The sequence below is a fragment of the Pseudomonas sp. 478 genome, from assembly GCF_003254125.1.
Lineage (GTDB): Bacteria > Pseudomonadota > Gammaproteobacteria > Pseudomonadales > Pseudomonadaceae > Aquipseudomonas.
The window spans coordinates 173,832-194,400 of sequence record NZ_QKZG01000010.1; the positions used below are offsets into that span (position 1 = coordinate 173,832).

The 20,569-nt window shown below is 60.1% G+C and carries 17 protein-coding genes; 9 read left to right on the top strand and 8 right to left on the bottom strand.

Annotation, left to right across the window (positions count from 1 at the left end; translation table 11 throughout):
* Window positions 1-33 precede the first annotated feature (33 nt).
* The 4 genes from rnc to pdxJ all read left to right on the top strand — a co-directional run bounded on the left by rnc (window position 34) and on the right by pdxJ (window position 3,334).
* On the top strand, window positions 34-723 hold the full coding sequence (rnc, locus tag DFS28_RS21535) for a ribonuclease III (protein ID WP_033053426.1): 690 nt from the start codon (window positions 34-36) through the stop codon (window positions 721-723).
* Window positions 716-1,618, top strand: a complete 903-nt coding sequence (era, locus tag DFS28_RS21540) for a GTPase Era (protein WP_008151577.1) — start codon at window positions 716-718, stop codon at window positions 1,616-1,618. The genes rnc and era overlap by 8 nt, the downstream gene beginning before the upstream one ends.
* Window positions 1,619-1,791: 173 nt before the next feature.
* Complete coding sequence (gene recO / locus DFS28_RS21550) at window positions 1,792-2,481, top strand: DNA repair protein RecO (RefSeq protein ID WP_076029865.1); 690 nt, start codon at window positions 1,792-1,794, stop codon at window positions 2,479-2,481.
* 109 nt (window positions 2,482-2,590) lie between these two features.
* Window positions 2,591-3,334 (top strand): pyridoxine 5'-phosphate synthase, encoded by a 744-nt coding sequence (gene pdxJ / locus DFS28_RS21555; protein ID WP_095130562.1) that lies wholly within the window; start codon window positions 2,591-2,593, stop codon window positions 3,332-3,334.
* 127 nt (window positions 3,335-3,461) lie between these two features.
* Here the strand turns inward: pdxJ and mltF are convergent, their stop codons facing one another.
* A complete protein-coding gene (mltF, locus tag DFS28_RS21565; protein WP_111451360.1) occupies window positions 3,462-4,922 on the bottom strand; it encodes a membrane-bound lytic murein transglycosylase MltF in 1,461 nt (486 codons plus the stop codon).
* A 274-nt stretch (window positions 4,923-5,196) separates the two neighbouring features.
* On the opposite strand from mltF, the gene purL reads away from it, so the two are divergent.
* From purL to DFS28_RS21585, 4 genes are all read left to right on the top strand, one after another.
* Window positions 5,197-9,093 (top strand): phosphoribosylformylglycinamidine synthase, encoded by a 3,897-nt coding sequence (gene purL, locus DFS28_RS21570; protein ID WP_111451361.1) that lies wholly within the window; start codon window positions 5,197-5,199, stop codon window positions 9,091-9,093.
* 20 nt (window positions 9,094-9,113) lie between these two features.
* Window positions 9,114-9,425, top strand: coding sequence for a YqfO family protein (locus tag DFS28_RS21575; RefSeq protein ID WP_111451362.1), 312 nt, complete (start codon window positions 9,114-9,116; stop codon window positions 9,423-9,425).
* 272 nt (window positions 9,426-9,697) lie between these two features.
* Window positions 9,698-10,336: a DUF6036 family nucleotidyltransferase gene (locus DFS28_RS21580; protein WP_178082224.1), complete on the top strand. Its 639-nt coding sequence runs from the start codon at window positions 9,698-9,700 to the stop codon at window positions 10,334-10,336.
* Window positions 10,320-10,775, top strand: coding sequence for a hypothetical protein (locus DFS28_RS21585; RefSeq protein ID WP_111451363.1), 456 nt, complete (start codon window positions 10,320-10,322; stop codon window positions 10,773-10,775). Before DFS28_RS21580 ends, DFS28_RS21585 begins: the two co-directional genes overlap by 17 nt.
* Before the next feature lie 112 nt (window positions 10,776-10,887).
* Here DFS28_RS21585 and nagE read toward each other — a convergent pair whose 3' ends face one another.
* The 7 genes from nagE to DFS28_RS21620 form a co-directional block, all read right to left on the bottom strand.
* Window positions 10,888-12,603: an N-acetylglucosamine-specific PTS transporter subunit IIBC gene (nagE, locus tag DFS28_RS21590; RefSeq protein WP_111451364.1), complete on the bottom strand. Its 1,716-nt coding sequence runs from the start codon at window positions 12,601-12,603 to the stop codon at window positions 10,888-10,890.
* 43 nt (window positions 12,604-12,646) lie between these two features.
* Entirely contained in the window at window positions 12,647-15,163 is a 2,517-nt protein-coding gene (ptsP, locus tag DFS28_RS21595) for a phosphoenolpyruvate--protein phosphotransferase (RefSeq protein WP_111451365.1), read from the bottom strand.
* Window positions 15,164-15,265: 102 nt separating this feature from the next.
* The gene (locus DFS28_RS21600) at window positions 15,266-16,288 is read right to left on the bottom strand and encodes an SIS domain-containing protein (RefSeq protein ID WP_111451366.1); all 1,023 of its coding nucleotides are present in this window, start codon (window positions 16,286-16,288) and stop codon (window positions 15,266-15,268) included.
* Window positions 16,269-17,375, bottom strand: coding sequence for an N-acetylglucosamine-6-phosphate deacetylase (nagA, locus tag DFS28_RS21605; protein ID WP_111451367.1), 1,107 nt, complete (start codon window positions 17,373-17,375; stop codon window positions 16,269-16,271). The genes DFS28_RS21600 and nagA overlap by 20 nt, the downstream gene beginning before the upstream one ends.
* A 31-nt stretch (window positions 17,376-17,406) precedes the next feature.
* A complete protein-coding gene (locus tag DFS28_RS21610; protein ID WP_010463034.1) occupies window positions 17,407-18,138 on the bottom strand; it encodes a GntR family transcriptional regulator in 732 nt (243 codons plus the stop codon).
* A 526-nt stretch (window positions 18,139-18,664) separates the two neighbouring features.
* Complete coding sequence (locus tag DFS28_RS21615; protein ID WP_111451368.1) at window positions 18,665-19,168, bottom strand: murein L,D-transpeptidase family protein; 504 nt, start codon at window positions 19,166-19,168, stop codon at window positions 18,665-18,667.
* Between the two features lie 64 nt (window positions 19,169-19,232).
* Entirely contained in the window at window positions 19,233-19,784 is a 552-nt protein-coding gene (locus DFS28_RS21620; RefSeq protein WP_111451369.1) for an NUDIX hydrolase, read from the bottom strand.
* Window positions 19,785-19,930: 146 nt separating this feature from the next.
* Here DFS28_RS21620 and DFS28_RS21625 point away from each other — a divergent pair, with 146 nt between their 5' ends.
* Window positions 19,931-20,530 (top strand): CoA pyrophosphatase, encoded by a 600-nt coding sequence (locus tag DFS28_RS21625; protein ID WP_111451370.1) that lies wholly within the window; start codon window positions 19,931-19,933, stop codon window positions 20,528-20,530.
* Window positions 20,531-20,569 lie beyond the last annotated feature (39 nt).

The following is a 20,569-nucleotide window of genomic DNA, read 5'->3' on the forward strand; positions in this document are numbered from 1 at the left end:
GGAATCCAGCCACGAACTCAGCGTGGGTACACCGTGAGCGTCTCCTTAAGCCGTCTAGAGCGTCAGCTCGGCTACACCTTCAAGGATCAGGAACTGATGGTCCTGGCCCTGACTCACCGCAGCTTTGCCGGGCGTAACAACGAACGCCTGGAGTTCCTCGGTGATGCCATCCTTAACTTCGTCGCTGGCGAGGCGCTGTTCGATCGCTTCCCGCTGGCCCGCGAAGGTCAGTTGTCGCGCTTGCGCGCACGCCTGGTGAAAGGCGAGACCCTGGCCGTACTGGCTCGCGGTTTCGATCTGGGCGAATACCTGCGCCTGGGTTCCGGTGAATTGAAAAGTGGCGGGTTCCGTCGCGAGTCGATTCTGGCCGACGCCCTTGAAGCGCTGATTGGTGCGATCTACCTGGATGCCGGCATGGACATGGCACGCGAACGCGTGCTGGCCTGGCTGGCCGGGGAGTTCGAAGGCCTGACGCTGGTCGACACCAACAAAGATCCGAAAACCCGTCTGCAAGAGTTCTTGCAGTCCCGTGGTTGCGAACTGCCGCGTTACGAAGTGGTGGATATCCAGGGTGAGCCGCATTGCCGGACGTTCTTCGTCGAATGTGAAATCACCTTACTGAATGAAAAAAGCCGAGGTCAGGGTGTGAGCCGTCGTATTGCCGAACAGGTAGCGGCCGCTGCAGCACTGATTGCCCTGGGCGTGGAGAATGGCCATGACTGATTCAACTGCAACTCGCTGTGGCTATGTCGCCATCGTCGGCCGTCCCAACGTGGGCAAGTCCACGCTGCTGAACCACATCCTCGGTCAGAAGCTGGCGATCACCTCGCGCAAGCCTCAGACCACTCGCCACAACATGCTCGGCATCAAGACCGAGGGCGCCGTGCAGGCGATCTACGTCGACACCCCCGGCATGCACAAAGGTGGCGAGAAAGCCCTGAATCGCTACATGAACAAGACCGCTTCGGCAGCGTTGAAAGACGTCGACGTAGTGATCTTCGTGGTTGACCGCACCAAGTGGACCGACGAAGACCAGATGGTCCTCGAGCGCGTTCAATACGTGACCGGTCCGCTGATCGTGGCGCTGAACAAGACTGACCGCATCGAAGACAAAGCCGAGCTGATGCCGCACCTGACCTGGTTGCAGGAACAGTTGCCGAACGCGCAGATCATGCCGATCTCTGCTCAGCACGGGCATAACCTCGAAACGCTGGAGCGTGTGATTGCCGGTTACCTGCCGGAAAACGATCACTTCTTCCCGGAAGACCAGATCACCGATCGCAGCAGCCGCTTCCTCGCCGCTGAACTGGTACGCGAGAAAATCATGCGCCAGATGGGCGCCGAGCTGCCGTACCAGATCACCGTCGAAATCGAAGAATTCAAGCAACAGGGCAAAACCCTGCACATCCATGCCTTGATCCTCGTTGAACGCGACGGCCAGAAGAAAATCATCATTGGCGACAAGGGTGAGCGGATCAAGCGCATCGGCACCGAGGCACGCAAGGACATGGAGTTGCTGTTCGACTCCAAGATCATGCTCAACCTCTGGGTGAAAGTGAAAGGCGGCTGGTCCGACGATGAACGCGCCTTGCGTTCGCTGGGTTACGGCGACCTGTAATCGCTTAACCTGGATGCACAAAGATCCAATGTGGGAGCGGGCTTGCTCGCGAAGGCGGTGCGACAGTCAACGAAGATGTTGATTGTTAAGCCGCCTTCGCGAGCAAGCCCGCTCCCACATTAGTTTCAGGTTGTCTATAAGATCGTGTTCCTCTATTGAGAACTCTGACGTCCATGTCTCCAACCCAACCCATCGGCCAACCCGCCTTCGTGCTCCACTCCCGCGCTTACCGCGAGAACAGCGCATTGGTGGATTTCCTCACGCCGCAAGGCCGGCTGCGGGCGGTGTTGCGCAGTGCTCGGGGCAAGGCCGGGACGTTGGCGCGGCCGTTCGTGCCGCTGGAAGTGGAGTTCCGTGGCCGTGGTGAGCTGAAGAATGTCGGGCGCATGGAAAGCGCCGGTGTTTCCACCTGGCTCAACGGTGAAGCGCTGTTCAGCGGTCTCTACCTCAATGAGCTGTTGATTCGGCTGTTGCCCTCCGAAGACCCGCATCCGGCTGTGTTTGACCACTACGCCGCGACCCTGCTTGCGCTTGCCGAAGGCCGTCCGCTGGAGCCTTTGTTGCGATCCTTCGAATGGCGGCTGCTGGATGACTTGGGTTACGGCTTCGCTCTGACTACTGACATCCATGGCGAGCCCATCGCGCCGGACGGTCTCTACCGTCTGCAAGTGGACGCGGGGCTCGAGCGGGTCTACCTGCTGCAACCCGGTCTGTTCAACGGCACCGAACTGCTGGCGATGGCCGATGCAGATTGGTCTGCCCCTGGCGCGCTATCGGCAGCCAAGCGATTGATGCGCCAGGCACTGGCGGTTCATCTGGGTGGTCGTCCCTTGGTAAGTCGCGAGTTGTTTCGCAAGCCGTAGGGTCTGTTGATGCTTGGCAGTGCCCGGCGCGGCCACTGCCAAACATCAACAGACCCTATCTCCCCGTGTATGCTGTGCGCCGAACTTTTCCATTTTCAGGAGCGCTTCCGTGACCACCAGCAATCGCATTCTTCTTGGCGTGAACATCGACCACGTTGCCACCCTGCGTCAGGCCCGGGGCACTCGCTATCCGGATCCGGTCAAGGCTGCACTGGACGCGGAAGAGGCGGGCGCTGACGGCATAACCGTGCACCTGCGCGAAGACCGTCGGCACATTCAGGAGCGCGACGTGTTGCTGCTCAAGGATGTGCTGCAAACCCGCATGAACTTCGAAATGGGCGTGACCGAAGAGATGATGGCGTTTGCCGAACGCATTCGTCCGGCGCACATTTGCCTGGTACCGGAAACCCGCCAAGAGCTGACGACCGAAGGTGGTCTGGACGTGGCGGGGCAGGAAGCACGGATTAAAGCCGCGGTGGATCGTCTGTCAAAGATCGGCTGTGAAGTGTCGCTGTTCATTGATGCTGACGAGCGACAGATCGAAGCATCCCGTCGTGTTGGTGCGCCGGCTATTGAGCTGCATACCGGCCGTTACGCCGATGCCGAGACGCCGACCGATGTGGCTGAAGAGCTCAAGCGTGTGGCGGATGGCGTGGCGTTTGGTCTGGCTCAAGGTTTGATCGTCAACGCTGGCCACGGTCTGCACTACCACAACGTTGAAGCTGTAGCGGCGATCAAAGGCATCAACGAACTGAACATCGGTCACGCGCTGGTGGCTCATGCGTTGTTCGTCGGGTTCAAGTCGGCGGTGTCGGAGATGAAAGCACTGATCCTGGCTGCCGCAAAAGCCTAAAGCCAAACACAAATTCAATTGTGGGAGCGGGCTTGCTCGCGAATGCGGTGTATCAGTCAAAGTTGATGTCGACTGACACACCGCATTCGCGAGCAAGCCCGCTCCCACATTTGATTGGTGGTGGCCGTTAAAGCTGTGGGGTTTCCGGATTCGGCTTGGTCTTGTCGACCCCCGGCACATGCAGGTTGCCCTCGGCGACCTGATTGCCTTCAAGCTGCGGCTGCGTCACCCAGGTCAGGATGTCATAGTAGCGGCGGATGTTCGCCACAAAGTGAACGGGTTCGCCGCCACGGGCATAACCGTAACGGGTTTTGCTGAACCACTTCTTCTCGGACAGGCGCGGCAGGATCTTTTTCACGTCCAGCCACTTGTCCGGGTTCAGTCCTTCCTTGGCCGCCAGTTTGCGCGCGTCATCCAGATGACCGCTGCCAACGTTGTAGGCCGCCAGCGCAAACCATGTGCGATCCGGCTCCTGGATCGACTCATCCAGCTGATCCTTCATGTAGGCCAGGTACTTGGCGCCACCCATGATGCTTTGTTTGGGGTCCAGTCGATTGGACACACCCATGGCCTGCGCAGTGTTCTGGGTCAGCATCATCAGGCCGCGCACGCCGGTCTTCGACGTGACGGCCGCTTGCCATAGCGACTCCTGATAACCGATCGCTGCCAGCAGGCGCCAGTCGACTTTCTCTTTCTTGGCGTACGCCTTGAAGTGCTGTTCGTATTTGGGCAGACGTTGCTGCAGGTGTTGGGCAAAGGTGGTGGCGCCCATGTAACCCAGTACATCGACGTGCCCGTAATAGCGGTCTTTCAGGCGTTGCAGGGTGCCGTTTTTCTTCACCTTGTCGAGGTAGTCGTTGATCTCGTTGAGCAAGCTGTTGTCGTCGCCAGCGGCCACCGCCCAGCTCTGGTTGCTGGCATCTCCGAGGTCGAAGGCCACTTGTATGTTGGGGAAGTAGACCTGGTTCATCGCGACTTCGTTTGAATCGACCAGGGTCAGGTCTATCTGACCTTCATCGACCATCCGCAGCAAGTCGACGACTTCAACGGCGTCGGACTCTTCGTATTCAATGCCGGGATACTTCTTTTTCAGCTCCGCCAATTGCTCGGCGTGGGTGCTGCCCTTGAGCACCATGATCTTCTTGCCCACCAGATCCTTCGCGTCGGTCGGCCGCGATTTGCCGTTGCGATAGATGACCTGCGGGGTGACTTCGAGATAGGAGTGGGAAAACCGCACCTGCTGTTTGCGTTTGTCGCTGCTGACCAGGCCGGCAGCAGCGATCACCGGGCCGTTGGGTTTGCCCACCTGATTAAACAGGTCGTCGAGGTTGTCGGCGGTTTCGATTTTGAGTTCCACCCCCAGATCGTCGGCGAAGCGCTTCACCAGCTCGTATTCGAAGCCGGTTTCACCGTTGCGATCCTGAAAGTAGGTGGCGGGGCTGTTACGGGTAACCACCCGCAGCACGCCATCCTCCTTTACGCGCTCCAGCGTGTTGGGTTTATCAACACAGCCACTGAGCACCAGGAAGAGTCCGGTTGCGATGAGCCATTTGGCGAACCGCGGACGCAAAGCCGTTGGGGAAAACATCTGCGCAGTATACGCAAAGGACCACGAGCGCCATATCTCGACAGCGAAGGGCTTGTCTGCTAGGCAACTGAAAACCGCTCCGGAGCCCGTAGGAATGGGCCCGAGCAGCATTTTGTGACAGAAAAAATATCGCTCGGCGTGCGCCTGTTTTATGTCCGAATACCCGGCCCGACGCCCGGGTGCAGCCGCCCGTACCGTTTCGGGTGATGTCGCGGCCTGTTTAGGCTAGAATGCACGGCCTCAAAGCACACCCCTTCCCGAGGCTGTCCCGAAGATGTTGATCCTGCGCGGCGCTCCTGCCCTTTCTGCCTTTCGCCACAGCAAACTCCTTGAGCAACTGAGCCAGAAAGTTCCGGCTGTCAGTGGCTTGTATGCTGAATTCGCTCACTTCGCCGAAGTTACCGGCGTCCTGACCGGCGACGAACAGCAGGTGCTCGCGCGCCTTCTGAAGTACGGCCCAAGTGTTCCGGTACAAGAGCCGACCGGTCGTCTGTTCCTGGTGTTGCCGCGTTTCGGCACCATCTCGCCATGGTCCAGTAAAGCCAGCGACATCGCTCGCAACTGCGGCCTGACGAAAATCCAACGCCTGGAGCGCGGCATCGCGTTCTACGTGGCCGGCCAGTTCAGCGACGCCGAAGCGCAGCTGATCTGCGATGCGCTGCACGACCGCATGACCCAGATCGTCCTCGGCAACCTTGAACAAGCCGCCGGCCTGTTCAGCCATGCCGAGCCGAAACCGCTGACCGCCATCGATGTGCTGGGTGGCGGCCGCGCCGCGCTGGAAAAAGCCAACACCGAGCTGGGCCTGGCCCTGGCCGAAGACGAGATCGACTACCTGGTCAACGCCTTCATCGGCTTGAAGCGCAACCCCCACGACATCGAACTGATGATGTTCGCCCAGGCGAACTCCGAGCACTGCCGTCACAAGATCTTCAACGCCAGTTGGGATATCGACGGTCAGAGCCAGGAAAAAAGCCTGTTCGGCATGATCAAGAACACCTACGTGATGCACAGCGAAGGCGTTCTGTCGGCTTATAAGGACAACGCTTCGGTGATCGTCGGCAACGTCGCCGGTCGTTTCTTCCCGGACCCTGCAACCCGCCAGTACGGCGCGGTGCAGGAACCGGTGCACATCCTGATGAAAGTCGAAACGCACAACCACCCAACCGCGATTGCCCCGTTCCCGGGCGCTTCCACCGGTTCCGGTGGCGAGATTCGCGACGAAGGCGCAACCGGTCGCGGTGCCAAGCCAAAGGCTGGCCTGACCGGTTTCACCGTGTCCAACCTGCAAATCCCGGGCTTCGAACAGCCGTGGGAAGTGCCGTACGGCAAGCCTGAGCGCATCGTTACCGCGCTGGACATCATGATCGAAGGCCCACTGGGTGGCGCCGCGTTCAACAACGAATTCGGTCGTCCGGCCCTGACCGGTTACTTCCGTACCTTCGAACAGTCGATCACCACCCCGCGTGGCGACGAAGTTCGCGGTTACCACAAGCCGATCATGCTGGCCGGCGGTATGGGTAACATCCGTGCCGAACACGTGCAGAAAGGCGAGATCACCGTTGGCTCCAAGCTGATCGTGCTCGGCGGCCCGGCGATGCTGATCGGCCTGGGCGGCGGCGCGGCTTCCTCCATGGCCACCGGCACCAGCTCGGCAGACCTGGACTTCGCTTCCGTACAGCGCGAAAACCCGGAAATGGAACGTCGCTGCCAGGAAGTCATCGACCGTTGCTGGCAGTTGGGTGAACACAACCCGATCAGCTTCATCCACGACGTCGGCGCGGGCGGTCTGTCCAACGCCTTCCCGGAACTGGTCAACGATGGCAACCGTGGCGGTCGCTTCGAACTGCGCAACATTCCTAACGACGAGCCGGGCATGGCCCCGCACGAAATCTGGAGTAACGAATCCCAGGAACGCTACGTTCTGGCGGTCGGTCCGGCTGACTTCGAACGCTTCCAGGCGATCTGCGAACGCGAGCGTTGCCCGTTTGCGGTCGTCGGCGAAGCCACTGCCGAGCCGCAACTGACGGTCACCGACAGTCACTTCGGCAACAGCCCGGTGGACATGCCACTCGAAGTGCTGCTGGGCAAAGCCCCGCGCATGCACCGTTCGGCCGTTCGCGAAAATGAACTGGGCGACGATTTCGATCCGTCGACGCTTGAGATTGCAGACTGCGTCGAACGCGTTCTGCATCACCCGGCCGTGGCCAGCAAAAGCTTCCTGATCACCATCGGCGACCGCACCATCACCGGCCTCGTGGCTCGTGATCAGATGGTCGGCCCGTGGCAGGTTCCGGTGGCCGACGTTGCCGTCACCGCCACCAGCTTCGACGTCTACACCGGTGAAGCCATGGCCATGGGCGAGCGCACTCCGCTGGCACTGCTGGACGCTCCAGCGTCGGGCCGTATGGCCATCGGTGAAACCCTGACCAACATCGCGGCTTCGCGCATCAACAAAATTTCCGACATCAAACTGTCGGCCAACTGGATGTCCGCTGCCGGTCACCCAGGTGAAGACGCGCGTCTATACGACACCGTGAAAGCGGTCGGCATGGAATTGTGCCCGGACCTCGGTATCACCATTCCGGTGGGCAAGGACTCCATGTCCATGGCCACGCGCTGGAACGATGAAGGCGTCGACAAGACCGTGACCTCGCCGATGTCCCTGATCGTGACCGGTTTCGCGCCTGTGGCTGACATCCGTCAGACCCTGACGCCGGAACTGCGCATGGACAAGGGCACCACCGACCTGATCCTGATCGACCTGGGCCGTGGCCAGAACCGCATGGGCGCCTCGATCCTGGCCCAGGTTCACGGCAAGCTCGGTTCGCAAGCGCCGGACGTCGACGATGCTGAAGACCTCAAAGCCTTCTTCGCCGTGATCCAGGGCCTCAACGCCGACGGTCACCTGCTGGCTTACCACGACCGCTCCGACGGTGGTCTGTTGACCAGCACCGTGGAAATGGCCTTCGCCGGCCATTGCGGTCTGAGCCTGAACCTCGACGGTCTGGCAGAGACTTCTGCCGACATCGCCGCGATCCTGTTCAACGAAGAACTGGGCGCCGTGATCCAGGTTCGCCAGGACGCTACTCCAGACATCCTCGCGCAGTTCAGCGCTGCCGGTCTGGGCGAGTGCGTGTCGGTGATCGGTCAGCCGATGAACAACGGCCAGATCAGCATCACCTTCAACGGCGAAACCGTGTTTGAAGGTCAGCGTCGTCTGCTGCAACGTCAGTGGGCTGAGACCAGCTACCAGATCCAGCGTCTGCGCGATAACGCCGACTGCGCCGAACAAGAGTTCGACGTGCTGCTGCAAGAAGACAACCCGGGCCTGAGCGTCAAGCTCAGCTACGACGTCAACCAGGACGTCGCCGCGCCTTACATCAAGAAAGGCATCCGCCCACAGGTTGCCGTGCTGCGTGAGCAGGGCGTCAACGGTCAGGTGGAAATGGCGGCTGCGTTCGACCGCGCCGGTTTCAACGCAATCGACGTGCACATGAGCGACATTCTGGCCGGCCGTGTCGACCTGAACGAGTTCAAAGGCCTGGTGGCGTGCGGCGGTTTCTCCTACGGCGACGTTCTCGGCGCCGGCGAAGGCTGGGCCAAGTCCGCGCTGTTCAACAGCCGCGCTCGCGATGCGTTCCAGGGCTTCTTCGAACGTACCGACAGCTTCACCCTCGGCGTGTGCAACGGTTGCCAGATGATGTCCAACCTGCACGAGCTGATCCCGGGCAGCGAGTTCTGGCCGCACTTTGTGCGTAACCGTTCCGAGCAGTTCGAAGCTCGTGTGGCGATGGTTCAGGTTCAGGAATCGAACTCGATCTTCCTGCAGGGCATGGCCGGTTCGCGTATGCCGATCGCTATTGCTCACGGTGAAGGTCATGCCGAATTCGCCAGCGAAGAAGCGTTGCTGGAAGCTGATCTGTCGGGTTGCGTGGCGATGCGTTTCGTCGACAACCACGGCAAGGTCACCGAAAACTACCCGGCCAACCCGAACGGCTCGCCGCGCGGGATCACCGGTTTGACCAGCCGCGACGGTCGCGTGACGATCATGATGCCGCACCCGGAGCGTGTGTTCCGCGCGGTGCAGAACTCGTGGCGTTCGGAAGACTGGAATGAAGACGCACCTTGGATGCGTATGTTCCGTAATGCGCGCGTCTGGGTGAACTAAGAGCGGGTGAACTAAGCGCTGTGTACAAGCTCAGTTTTTTTGTTCCAACCAGTCACGTCGAAGACGTGAAAAGCGCCGTATTCGCCGCCGGTGGCGGACGAATCGGCGCGTACGACCATTGCGCCTGGCAAGTGCTCGGCCGCGGCCAGTTTCGCCCGTTGGACGGCAGTCAGCCGTTCATTGGGGAAGCGGGGCAGGTCGAGCAGGTTGAGGAATGGAAGGTCGAGCTTGTGGTCAGCGACGAGTTGATTCGCGCTGTGGTGTTGGCGCTGAAGCAGAGTCATCCCTACGAGACGCCGGCTTATGAGGTGTGGCGGTTGGAGGAATTTTGATCTGCCTGCCGCTGAAATGAGAAACCCGCTGATGAAGATCAGCGGGTTTTTTTTGCCCGGGATTTGGACTGATGTACACAACTCAAACTGTGGGAGCTGGCTTGCCTTCGATGATGGCCTAATAGCCGTTTTCGTCGAGGTGTGGATACTATTCTTGCGGTAACGGCTACATCGTTCGATGAAATATCCGACAACCTTTTCAGGTTGTCCGTCGGAAGTCTCAAGTCCAGCCTTTGTCCATCACAACACTTCAATCCACTTGAGGTTCAACGATGGAATTGCCGGACGCAATTACTCCCTGGGTTAACTCGAACACCGCGCTTGGGCAGGCGCTAATTTCGATGTTCAAATCAGTCGAACTGGAGCTAGTCGGTGAATGCGCAGAGCCAGGGGCGGTCAAGGTTGTCGTGTTCGGAGGGTGCGCCGTCCACCTCTACACTCATCACCGCGTGTCAACTGATGTTGATGCTGAGATCTATTATGCAAATCTTCCGCAGGGTCTTCACTTACAGACCTTACTCGCAGAAGTACCTGAACAATTCGTTGATGAGCAATCCGGCCGGTTAATGGAGCTGAACTACGACCTTCAGTACAACACCAGCTTCGGTCCCATTCATGAAGACTACTGGGAACGTAGTCTTCCTCTTGCAGATTTCTCCGTAGAGTCGCCGCTGCATGTCCATATTGATGCTCCTGTCGACATCGCAATATCCAAACTAGGTAGAGCGACAGACCAGGATATCGGCGACGTCATGGCGCTGCTCCGGGCGGGTTTCATACTGACCACTGAACTCCGTCGTCTGGCATTGCAGGCAATTGATGTATATGTTGGCAACAAAGAGCCACCGACGTCCGTTCTCACTAACATATTGCAAGATTACCTGGAGACTACAGATGGCGACGCCCCTTAGTGGCCACGTCCTCTCATCCGCCTTGGACACCTTGGTCAAAAAACCGTTGAATCAAGCAGATGACGCTGCGTTGGTGCGCGCAGCTAAAGTTGTCTGGTATTCGGAGGATGATCTTGTGAGTGAAGTCGAAGCCTTCCTGAGCCTTCACTCTGACGAGCTCGAAGTTCGCCGCGCAGGTTATTTGCTTGAGCGGTTCACGCGTTTTGCATGTGTTTCTGATAGCCGTGTATTGGAAACCTTCTGGGCTCTTAAGCTTTTTTTACGCTCTACGTCCAGACTGGAAGTGAGGTCGGAGGTAGCGACTGTTCCGCTTCGCAAGCGTCGCGATGAACTCGCGGCTTCTTGGGGACTGAGTGAGGGGCTTGGCCTGAAGGCTCAGACCCTCATGCCTTTCCAGACTCGACATTACGAAGCTGAGCAGCACGCCACGTCTGCTTGAGCTCATCCAATGCCTCATCGCGCGCAGGCTCGCTCCTGCATTGGTTCTATGTACGCCAATCCAATGTGGAAGCTGGCTTGCCTGCGATGACTGACTATCAGGTACCCACAATTTAAACCTTGGCACTCACCTCACTGCGATTCACCAATGCCTCCAGTGCATCATTCAAACTCGATGCCTTGTCGCCAATCAGCAGATGCCAAATCCCTCCCTCCAACTGACTGACACCCTGGCAACCCAACGCCTTCAGATCACATTCCGACAATGCTTTGCCGTCCGCCAGTTGCAATCGAATCCGGGTCATGGCGATGCAATCCATCTGCAACACGTTCTCGCCACCACCCAAAGCGTTCAGCCATTGCTGTGCTTCTGTACTCGCCACCGCAGCAGGTTTCGGCGCATCGATCACCGCAGCGGGGGAGGAAATGATCGCGCGCCCCAACGCAGGCATCGCCAAGCGAATCTCATCGGCAATGCTGTCCGCCATCGGCCCGACCACGACCTGCAAACTCCCACCCTTGCCCGGACGCACCACCGCCATCGCCCCCAGCGCTTTCAATTCCGCATCGTTCGCCTTGTTGCGATCCACCATGTCCAGCCGCAACCGAGTGGTGCAGGCACCCACGGTGATCAAATTCTGCGCTCCACCCAGCGCCTTGATATAAGCGCCCGCCCGTTCGCTGTCGGCGACGACGACTTTGTCGCCCGTTGGAATGTCTTCACGCCCTGGGGTCTTGAGGTTGAAGCGGCGAATGCAGAAATCGAACACCACGTAGTAGATCACCGCATACGCCAGGCCGACCGGTACCATCAACCAGCCGTTGGTGGATTTTCCCCAGCCGAGAATCATGTCGATCAAACCACCGGAAAACGTAAACCCGAGGTGAATGTTCAGCAGGTTGGTGATCGCCATCGACAGGCCCGTCAGCAACGCATGCACCAGGTAAAGCAGTGGCGCGAGGAACATGAAGGCGAACTCGATCGGCTCAGTCACACCCGTTAAAAACGACGTCAGCGCCATCGACAGAAAGATCCCGCCCATGACCTTGCGGCGCTCCGGCGAAGCATTGCGGTACATCGCCAGGCACGCGGCGGGCAGACCGAAGATCATCACCGGGAACATGCCGGTCATGAACTGGCCGCCCTTCGGGTCACCGGCGAAGTAGCGCGACAAGTCACCGGTGACGATGGCGCCGGTGGTCGAATCAGTGAAATTGCCGAAGACGAACCACGCCATGTTGTTGAGGATGTGGTGCAGCCCGGTGACGATCAGCAGGCGGTTGAAAACGCCAAAGACGAACGCGCCGAAGCTGCCGCTCTCCATCATCAACGTGCCGAAGCTGTTGATGCCTTGTTGGATGGGCGGCCAGATCAAACCGAAAATGACACCCAGGCCGACGGCGGCGAACCCGGTGACAATCGGCACGAAGCGCCGGCCGCCAAAGAATGCCAGGTACTCCGGCAATTTGATGTCCTTGAAACGGTTGTACAGCGCGCCCGCCATCAAGCCGCTGACGATCCCGGCGAGCATGCCCATGTTGATGCTCGCGTCGAGCACCTTGAGGGTGGAGATCATCACCAGGTAGCCAATGACTCCGGCCAGGCCTGCGGTGCCGTTGTTGTCCTTGGCGAAACCGACGGCGATGCCGATGGCGAAGATCATTGCCAGGTTGGCGAAGATCACTTGGCCGGCGTCGTGGATGATCGCGATGTTCAGCAGGTCGGTGTCGCCCAGGCGCAGCAACAGGCCGGCGATCGGCAGGATCGCGATCGGCAGCATCAGCGCGCGGCCGAGGCGTTGCAGGCCTTCGATGAAGTAGTGGTACATGGCGGTTCTCCCTGTGTTCTTTTTGTTATAGCGCTGTTGTTGTTCAGCTCAGAGGCCATTGCTGGTGACAGGCGTGACGCACCGCAGCGGCACAGCTCAACTTGAGCAGGTCCTGGCAGATGCGTCGGCATTCGGCGGCGTCGAGATGACGGACGCGGTCTTTGATTTCACCGATCTGCACCGGGCTGACCGACAACTCGCTGACGCCCAGGCCAATCAACACCGGAGTGGCCAGCGGATCGGAGGCGAGCGCGCCGCAGACACCGACCCAACGGTTATGCACCGCAGCACCAGCGCAGGTCTGGGCGATCAGCCGCAGCAGCGCCGGGTGCATGGCGTCTACCCGCGAAGCGAGGCCGGCGTGGTCGCGGTCCATGGCCAGGGTGTATTGGGACAAGTCGTTGGTGCCGATCGACAGGAAGTCCGCATGCTCTGCAAGCTGCTCGGCCAGCAGTGCGGCGGCGGGGACTTCGATCATCACGCCTAACTCAGGACGCTCACTTACACCGAGTTCAGTGCACAACGCGTCGAGACGCTGGCGGACGTGCAGCAACTCATCGACTTCAGTCACCATCGGCAGCAGGATCCGGCAACGCGACAGCGGGCGGACATGCAGTAATGCGCGCAATTGCTGATCGAGGATTTCCGGACGGACCTGAGCCAGGCGAATACCGCGCAGACCCAGCACAGGATTGGCTTCAGCCGGCAGCGGCAAATAGTCGAGTTGTTTGTCGCCGCCAACGTCGATGGTGCGAATGATCACCGACTTGTCGCCGATGGCGTCGAGCACGGCTTGATAAGCAGTGCGCTGTTCCTCTTCGTCCGGTGCGGTGTTGCGATCCACAAACAGAAACTCGGTACGCAGCAAGCCGACGCCGTCTGCACCATTGGCCAAGGCATCAGCCGCTTCAGCGCTGGAGGCCACATTGGCGGCGACTTCAATCTGCAAGCCGTCGAGCGTCAGCGCCGGGGTGTGAGCCTGAGTCTGTTGTTCGGCGCGACGCTGTTGATGATCGAGTTGCGCCTGATGCACTTCGGCCAAACGTTCGGCACTTGGCATCAGTTCGAGACGACCGCCATCGGCATCCAGCACGACCGCTTGGCCTTGCTGCTGATCCAGCAGCGTAGAACCCAGCGCGACCATGCACGGCAGACCTTTGCCGCGAGCGAGAATCGCCACGTGGGAAGTCGCGCCACCCTCGGCCATGCACAACCCGGCAGCACCTTGCTGACTGAGTTGCAGCAGATCGGACGGGGTCAGTTCATGCGCGGCGACGATGGCGCCGGCCGGCACGTCGTAGTGCCAGGCTTCGCCGAGCAGGACGCGCAGCACGCGTTGTTTGAGGTCGCGCAGATCATTGGCGCGCTCGGCCAACAACGGGCTGCCGAGTTGCTGGAGCACCTCGCACTGCACGTCGATCGATTGGCTCCAGGCGTGGGTTGCGGCCATGCCCTGATCGATGGAGGTGTTTGCTGCGTTCAGCAGCGCCGGGTCTTCGAGCAGGGCGAGGTGCGCGGCGAAGATCGCTTCTTCGTCGGTGTTTTTATGTTTCCTTGCTTGGGCCAGCGTGTGGTCGATTTCACCGCGCACAACGGTCAGCGCCGTATCGAGAACATGCAGCTGTTGCTCGGGATCATGGTTGCCGGTGTCCACCGGCAGGCTGATGGCGGTCAAGCGGAACAACGGCCCGCCAACCAAACCGGGAGCGGCACAGACGCCGTGCAACACGCCCGCTTCGGCAGCTCGAGTGCGTCGGGCAATCGGTGTTGGCGCGGCGGCGTGGCTGTCTTCGGCCAGCGCTGTGGATAACGCGATCAGCAGCGCTTGCAACGCAGCTTCGGCGTCCGGCCCCTGGCAGCTGACCTGAACCTCATCCTGTTCGCCGACTGCCAAACCCATCAAGCCGATCAAGCTGTCGCAGGTCGCCGATTTGCCAGCGAAGTGCAGCCGCGATTGGCTCTTGAAGCCTTGCGCTGTCTGGCGAATCAGTGCTGCCGGACGGGCATGCAAACCGCCACGATGGGCGATGCGAATGTGGCCATGAATTTCTTCCCCGCAGAGCTCCGCTTCAGCCTGCGCGCCCGACGCGTGCCGACGAATGATGTGCAGCAATGGTTCGCCAACTTTCACCGACTTCAGCGTGATGGGTCGCGCCTGAAAGTCCTGGCTGTTGGTCAGGATCATCAAGCTGACCAGGCTTTTGCATTGCTGCGCGACCTTGTCCAGGTCGTAGCGCAACAGCGGCTGGCCATTGCTGACCCGCGCGCCTTCCTTGACCAGCATCGAGAAGCCTTCGCCCTGCAACTCGACCGTGTCGAGGCCCAGGTGCAGCAGCAATTCGGCACCGTTGTCGGCACGCAAGGTGACGGCATGGCCGGTGCGCGCGACGTGCACCACGACGCCGGCGCACGGGGCGTGGAGAGTGTCGTTCAGCGGATCGATGGCGATCCCGTCGCCCATGGCGCCGCTGGCGAACACCGGGTCAGGAACTTTGGCGAGCGTGAGCACCGGGCCGCTGAGCGGGGCGCTGAGGGTCAGCTCTTTATTATTGTTGTGCATGGCTCGGTCTCATCAGTAAAAACTACGGTTCGGATCAACTCGCCCTGTACGGATTAACGGGGGTATTCATCCGCCGGTAAATAGGGATGGATTCCAATCGGTTCAGTGGGTGCGGGTCACTTTGCTCAAGTGCCGTGGCTGGTCCGGGTCCATGCCTCGGGCGACGGCCAAACCGGCGGCCATGACGTAGAAACTCTGGATCGCCAAAATCGGGTCGAGGGCCGGGTGCTCGGCGCGGGTCAGGGTGAGGTCGCGTTCGGCAATGTCATCCGGTGCGGCCAGCAATACGCGAGCACCGCGCTGGCGCATGTCGGCGGCGAGGCTCAGCAAGCCGGCCTGCTCGGCACCGCGCGGGGCGAAGATCAGCAGTGGATAATTTTCATCGATCAACGCCATCGGACCGTGACGGACCTCGGCGCTGCTGAAGGCTTCAGCCTGGATCGCCGAGGTTTCCTTGAATTTCAACGCAGCTTCCTGGGCGATGGCGAAACCGGCGCCACGGCCGATCACCATCAGGCGCTGGCAATCACGCAGGGCATCGATGGCCAGGCTCCAGCCCTGTTTCGCCGCTTCGCGCAAACCTTCCGGCAGGGCTAGGCCGGCCTCCAGCAATTGCGTGTCCTCTTTCCAATGGGCGATCAGACGGGCGCTGGCGCTGAGGGTGGCGATAAAACTCTTGGTTGCCGCAACGCTGCTTTCGGTGCCGGCGCACAGCGGCAGGCTGAACTCACACGCGGCCTCCAGCGGCGAGCTCTCGGCGTTGATCATCGAGATGCTCAGGGCGCCGCGCTTGCGCAGCAGACGCATGCTGTTCACCAGATCGGGACTTTGCCCGGACTGCGAAAAGGCGAACGCCACTTGGCCACTGACCTTCAACGGCGCTTGCAGCATGGTCACCACCGACATCGGCAACGACGCCACCGGGAAGCCCAATTGCTGCATGGTCAGGTAGGCAAAGTAACTGGCGGCATGATCGGAGCTGCCGCGAGCGACGGTCATCACCACTTGCGGCGGCTGACGGCGCAGGCGCCCGGCGATCTCGATCATCTGCGGGTCGAGTTGCTGCAATTGGGCTTGCACGGCCTCGAACGAGGACAGCGCCTCTTCAAGCATTTTTGAAGTCAATGTCTTCTCCTTCGACCATGACGGCGGTCAGTGTGAGTGAGCGATCGAGCCGTACGCAGTCGGCCCAGCTGCCGGGTTGCAGGCGCCCGCGTTCGTTGAGGCCGAGGTAGTCGGCGGGGAATTGCGAAAGACGTTGCGAGGCCTCGGCGATCGGCAAACCGATTTTCACCAGATTGCGCAGGGCCTGATCCATGGTCAGGGTGCTGCCGGCCAGCGTGCCGTCGGGCAAGCGCACACCGCCCAGGCATTTGGTCACGGTGTGGCTGCCAAGCTTGTACTCACCGTCCGGCATACCCGCTGCGGCGGTCGAATCGGTGACGCAATACAGACACGGGATTGAGCGCAGGGCCACACGGATGGCGCCGGGGTGCACGTGCAGCAAGTCTGGAATCAGCTCGGCGTATTGGGCGTGAGCCAGTGCCGCGCCGACGATGCCTGGCTCGCGGTGATGCAGCGGGCTCATGGCGTTGTAGAGGTGAGTGAAGCTGCTGGCGCCGGCATTCAGCGCGGCAACGCCTTCCTCATAACTGCCAAGGGTGTGGCCGATTTGCATGCGCACACCGCGAGCGCTGAGGTCGCGGATCAAGGCGTCGTGACCGGCGATTTCCGGGGCAATGGTGATCACCCGGATTGGCGCCAGTGCCAGGTATTCTTCTACTTCGGCCATCAATGCGGTGTGGGCGAAATTCGGTTGCGCGCCGAGTTTGCCGGGGTTGATGTACGGGCCTTCGAGGTGCACGCCGAGGACTCGGGCGCTGCCTTTCGGGCGCTGTTCGCAATATTCGCCAACGGCTTTGAGCACGCTGGAAATTTCCGCAGGCGGCGCGGTCATGGTGGTCGCCAGCAGCGAGGTTGTGCCGAAACGCACGTGGGTTTTGGTAATGGTCTCGAAGGCTGGTGCACCTTCCATGATGTCTTTGCCGCCGCCGCCATGAACGTGCAGGTCGATGAAACCCGGCAGCAGGTAAGGCAGGTCGTTGTCGGCCGGATCGCACGGTTGGCCTTCGATCGACACGACCTTGCCGTGTTCGTGAATCAGCCGGCCGCGAACCCAGCCGTGGGCGGTGAGGATGTTGTCTTCGGACATGATCGGTTCTCAGTCTTGGCGGCGAAGCTCTTTATCGACGAAGCTCGGCGACAAAGTCGTAGTAGTCGTTGCGGCAATAGGTGTCGGTGACTTCGATCGGCGTGTTGTCTTCCAGGTAACCGACCCGGGTCATCAGCAGCATGGCGGTGCCGGGGGCGATGCCCACCAGGGCGGCGAATTCGTCCGAGGCGTTGATCGCCTGAATGTGCTGCAGGGCGCGGACGATCGGCTTGCCGATGCCGTCGAGGTATTCGTACAGGGAGTCGCCCACCGCTTGCGGCTTGGGAATGATCGAGGCGGGCAGGGTGCTCATCTCGATTGCCATCACCGTGTCGTCGGCTTTACGCAGGCGCTTGAGCCGGGCGACCTTATCGTTCGGCGAGAGGCCCAGGCGAATCAGTTCTTCGTGGGTCGGCGGAGTGATTTCACGCTCCAGCCATTGCGAGCCGGGGACGAAGCCTTTCAGGCGCAGCATCTCGCTGAAACCCGAGAGGCGCGACAGCGGTTGTTCCAGGCGCGGGGTGATGAAGGTGCCGGAACCCTGGTTGCGGCGAATCAGGCCTTGTTCGAACAGAACTTCCAGCGCCTTGCGTGCGGTGACGCGGGAGATGCCCAGCAGCTCGCTGAGGTTGCGCTCCGACGGCATGGCCTGTTCGGCTTTCCACTGGCCGGCATGGATCGCCGCTTCCAGATTGCGCGCCAGTTGCAGGTACAACGGCGTGGGCTGAGTGTCGTCAGGGCGTAGGGCCTGGAGGTCATTCATGTAGGTTTGGTCCGATGCGGATATAGGATTGTTGTCGCCCGGTGGTGGGGTGAAACCTAATACCACTTAAATACCATGTCAATGAGACCACTTTGCTGTTGGCGCGGGAAAGCCGGCCCTTATTGATGGGCAATAGGGTTGCTGGTTTTAAGTGGTATTAGCGGTGGGGGTTTTGAGCGCAAAGATCGCAGCTTGCGGCAGCTCTTACACAGGGAATTGGTATTCACCCGGTAGGCGCTGCCGCAGGCTGCGATCTTTTGAGTTTATTTGTTGATGCCGACCGAAGGTAGCGGCCAGAACATAATGTTGGAGCCCACTCGATCCCTTGTGGTGAGGGGATTTATCGGAACGCCGCACCGCCCCGTTCGGCTGCGAAGCAGTCGCAAACTCAGGCGGCGCGGTGGGCCTGACACAATGCAATTGCAGGTTTCAGCGCTGCTTCGCAGCGCAACGGGGATAAATCCCCTCGCCACTGAAGCCCATCACCAGTCTGGAAAAGTCTTTCATCCGTCCGGGAAGCTTGAGATTACGGGCGGATTTCGATCATCGTGCCGTCCGGCACCAAACCCCAAACCTCGCGCATGTCCATGTTGCGCATGGCAATGCAGCCGTCGGTCCAGTCCAGCGTGTGGAAAAGGTCTTCGGGGTTTTCTTCAGTGTCCGGGGTGCCGTGGATCATGATCATGCCACCGGGTTCGACGCCTTCACGCCGGGAGCGTACGGAGTCACTGATGTTCGGGTAGGAGATGTGCATCGCCAGATTGAAACGGTCACTGACCTTGCGCCAGTCCAGCCAGTAAAAACCTTCTGGCGTGCGTTTGTCGCCTTCCATGAGTTTCGGGCCGATGGGTCTTTTTCCCAATGAGATGCGATAGGTCTTGATCGGCTTGCCGTCATTGATCAATTGCAATTGGTGAGCGGACTTAAGCACCAGAACTTTTTCGATGACTTTGCCGTCCAGCGTTTCCGCAACGGAAGCCTGGGAGACAGCGACGAACGCCAAGCAAAACAGGGCAAGCAACCAGCGCATTGAAACGATATCCCTAAAAGGTGTCGCGACTATTAAGTTATAGGTGATTTTAGAGCCAGGAGCTTTATGTATTGGCAGGCTGAGCAAGTGGCGGGATCGACTCGGACCGCACGGGGTAGACCTCGGTCTGCCGGTCAGCAAAGAAGCATTCTAAGGTACGGCCCACTGTGCGGAAAGCCAACTCGGACCACGGGATGTCGGCTTCGTCGAAAAGCGCCACTTCCAGGCTCTCGGGGCCGGCGGCAAAGTCCAGGTCCACCAGCTCGGCGCGGAAGAACACATGCACCTGACTGATGTGCGGCACGTCGATCAACGTATAGATGGTCAGGTTACGCACCCGCGCGCAGGCTTCTTCGGCCGTCTCGCGAATGGCCGCCTGTTCGATGGTTTCCCCGTTTTCCATGAAACCGGCGGGCAGGGTCCAATAACCGAGCCGAGGCTCGATGGCGCGTCGGCACAGCAAGACCTTGGAGCCCCAGGTCGCCACGCAACCGGCGACGATATTGGGGTTCTGGTAGTGAATCGCCTGACAGCTGTCACAGACAAAACGCAGGCGCGAATCGCCTTCTGGAATGCGCTGGGTCACCGGGTTGCCGCACTGACTGCAAAATTTCATGCTTGGGTTCCTGAATGCTGCGCCTATCTTGGCGTGCGGCGGTGTCTGTCGGCAAGTTGTCGTTTAGCGACATGCAGTGGTTATGGGGTTGGGCGGCCGGTTCGATTGGTGCATGATGCGAGATAGAGAACAAATCGAGAAGACTCATGCTGGACGAGCTACTTCACCGAGTAAGCAATCACACCCCAAGCACACTGGAAACCGATAAGCGTTTCCCCGAAGCCGCTGTGCTGGTGCCCATTACCCGCAGCGACGAGCCGGAACTGGTTCTGACCCTGCGCGCCAGCGGGCTCTCGACCCATGGCGGCGAAGTCGCCTTTCCCGGCGGGCGACGCGACCCTGAAGACCCGGACCTTATTTTCACCGCCCTGCGCGAAGCCGAAGAAGAAATCGGCCTGCCGCCGGGGCTGGTCGAAGTGATCGGCCCGCTGAGCCCGTTGATCTCCCTGCACGGCATCAAGGTCACACCCTATGTTGGTGTGATTCCGGACTTTGTTGAGTACCTGGCCAACGATGCCGAGATTGCCGCAGTCTTCAGCGTACCGCTGGAGTTCTTCCGCAAGGATCCGCGCGAGCATACCCATCGAATCGATTACCAGGGCCGCAGTTGGTACGTGCCGAGCTATCGTTACGGCGAATACAAAATCTGGGGCCTGACGGCGATTATGATCGTGGAGTTGATCAACCTGCTCTATGACGCCAAAATCAGCCTGCACCAGCCACCCAAGACGTTTATCAATACCTGAAGCCATCGCCCGTATGGCGTGAACCCCGCTTTCTGTAAG

What these genes read in the sequence shown, in the direction of transcription:
- DFS28_RS21620 (WP_111451369.1), bottom strand. Translation starts at nt 19,784, where the DNA reads ATGAAATTTTGCAGTCAGTGCGGCAACCCGGTGACCCAGCGCATTCCA.
- recO (WP_076029865.1), top strand. Translation starts at nt 1,792, where the DNA reads ATGTCTCCAACCCAACCCATCGGCCAACCCGCCTTCGTGCTCCACTCC.
- purL (WP_111451361.1), top strand. Translation starts at nt 5,197, where the DNA reads ATGTTGATCCTGCGCGGCGCTCCTGCCCTTTCTGCCTTTCGCCACAGC.
- nagE (WP_111451364.1), bottom strand. Translation starts at nt 12,603, where the DNA reads ATGTACCACTACTTCATCGAAGGCCTGCAACGCCTCGGCCGCGCGCTG.
- DFS28_RS21585 (WP_111451363.1), top strand. Translation starts at nt 10,320, where the DNA reads ATGGCGACGCCCCTTAGTGGCCACGTCCTCTCATCCGCCTTGGACACC.
- mltF (WP_111451360.1), bottom strand. Translation starts at nt 4,922, where the DNA reads ATGTTTTCCCCAACGGCTTTGCGTCCGCGGTTCGCCAAATGGCTCATC.
- ptsP (WP_111451365.1), bottom strand. Translation starts at nt 15,163, where the DNA reads ATGCACAACAATAATAAAGAGCTGACCCTCAGCGCCCCGCTCAGCGGC.
- DFS28_RS21625 (WP_111451370.1), top strand. Translation starts at nt 19,931, where the DNA reads ATGCTGGACGAGCTACTTCACCGAGTAAGCAATCACACCCCAAGCACA.
- DFS28_RS21615 (WP_111451368.1), bottom strand. Translation starts at nt 19,168, where the DNA reads ATGCGCTGGTTGCTTGCCCTGTTTTGCTTGGCGTTCGTCGCTGTCTCC.
- DFS28_RS21580 (WP_178082224.1), top strand. Translation starts at nt 9,698, where the DNA reads ATGGAATTGCCGGACGCAATTACTCCCTGGGTTAACTCGAACACCGCG.
- era (WP_008151577.1), top strand. Translation starts at nt 716, where the DNA reads ATGACTGATTCAACTGCAACTCGCTGTGGCTATGTCGCCATCGTCGGC.
- nagA (WP_111451367.1), bottom strand. Translation starts at nt 17,375, where the DNA reads ATGTCCGAAGACAACATCCTCACCGCCCACGGCTGGGTTCGCGGCCGG.
- DFS28_RS21610 (WP_010463034.1), bottom strand. Translation starts at nt 18,138, where the DNA reads ATGAATGACCTCCAGGCCCTACGCCCTGACGACACTCAGCCCACGCCG.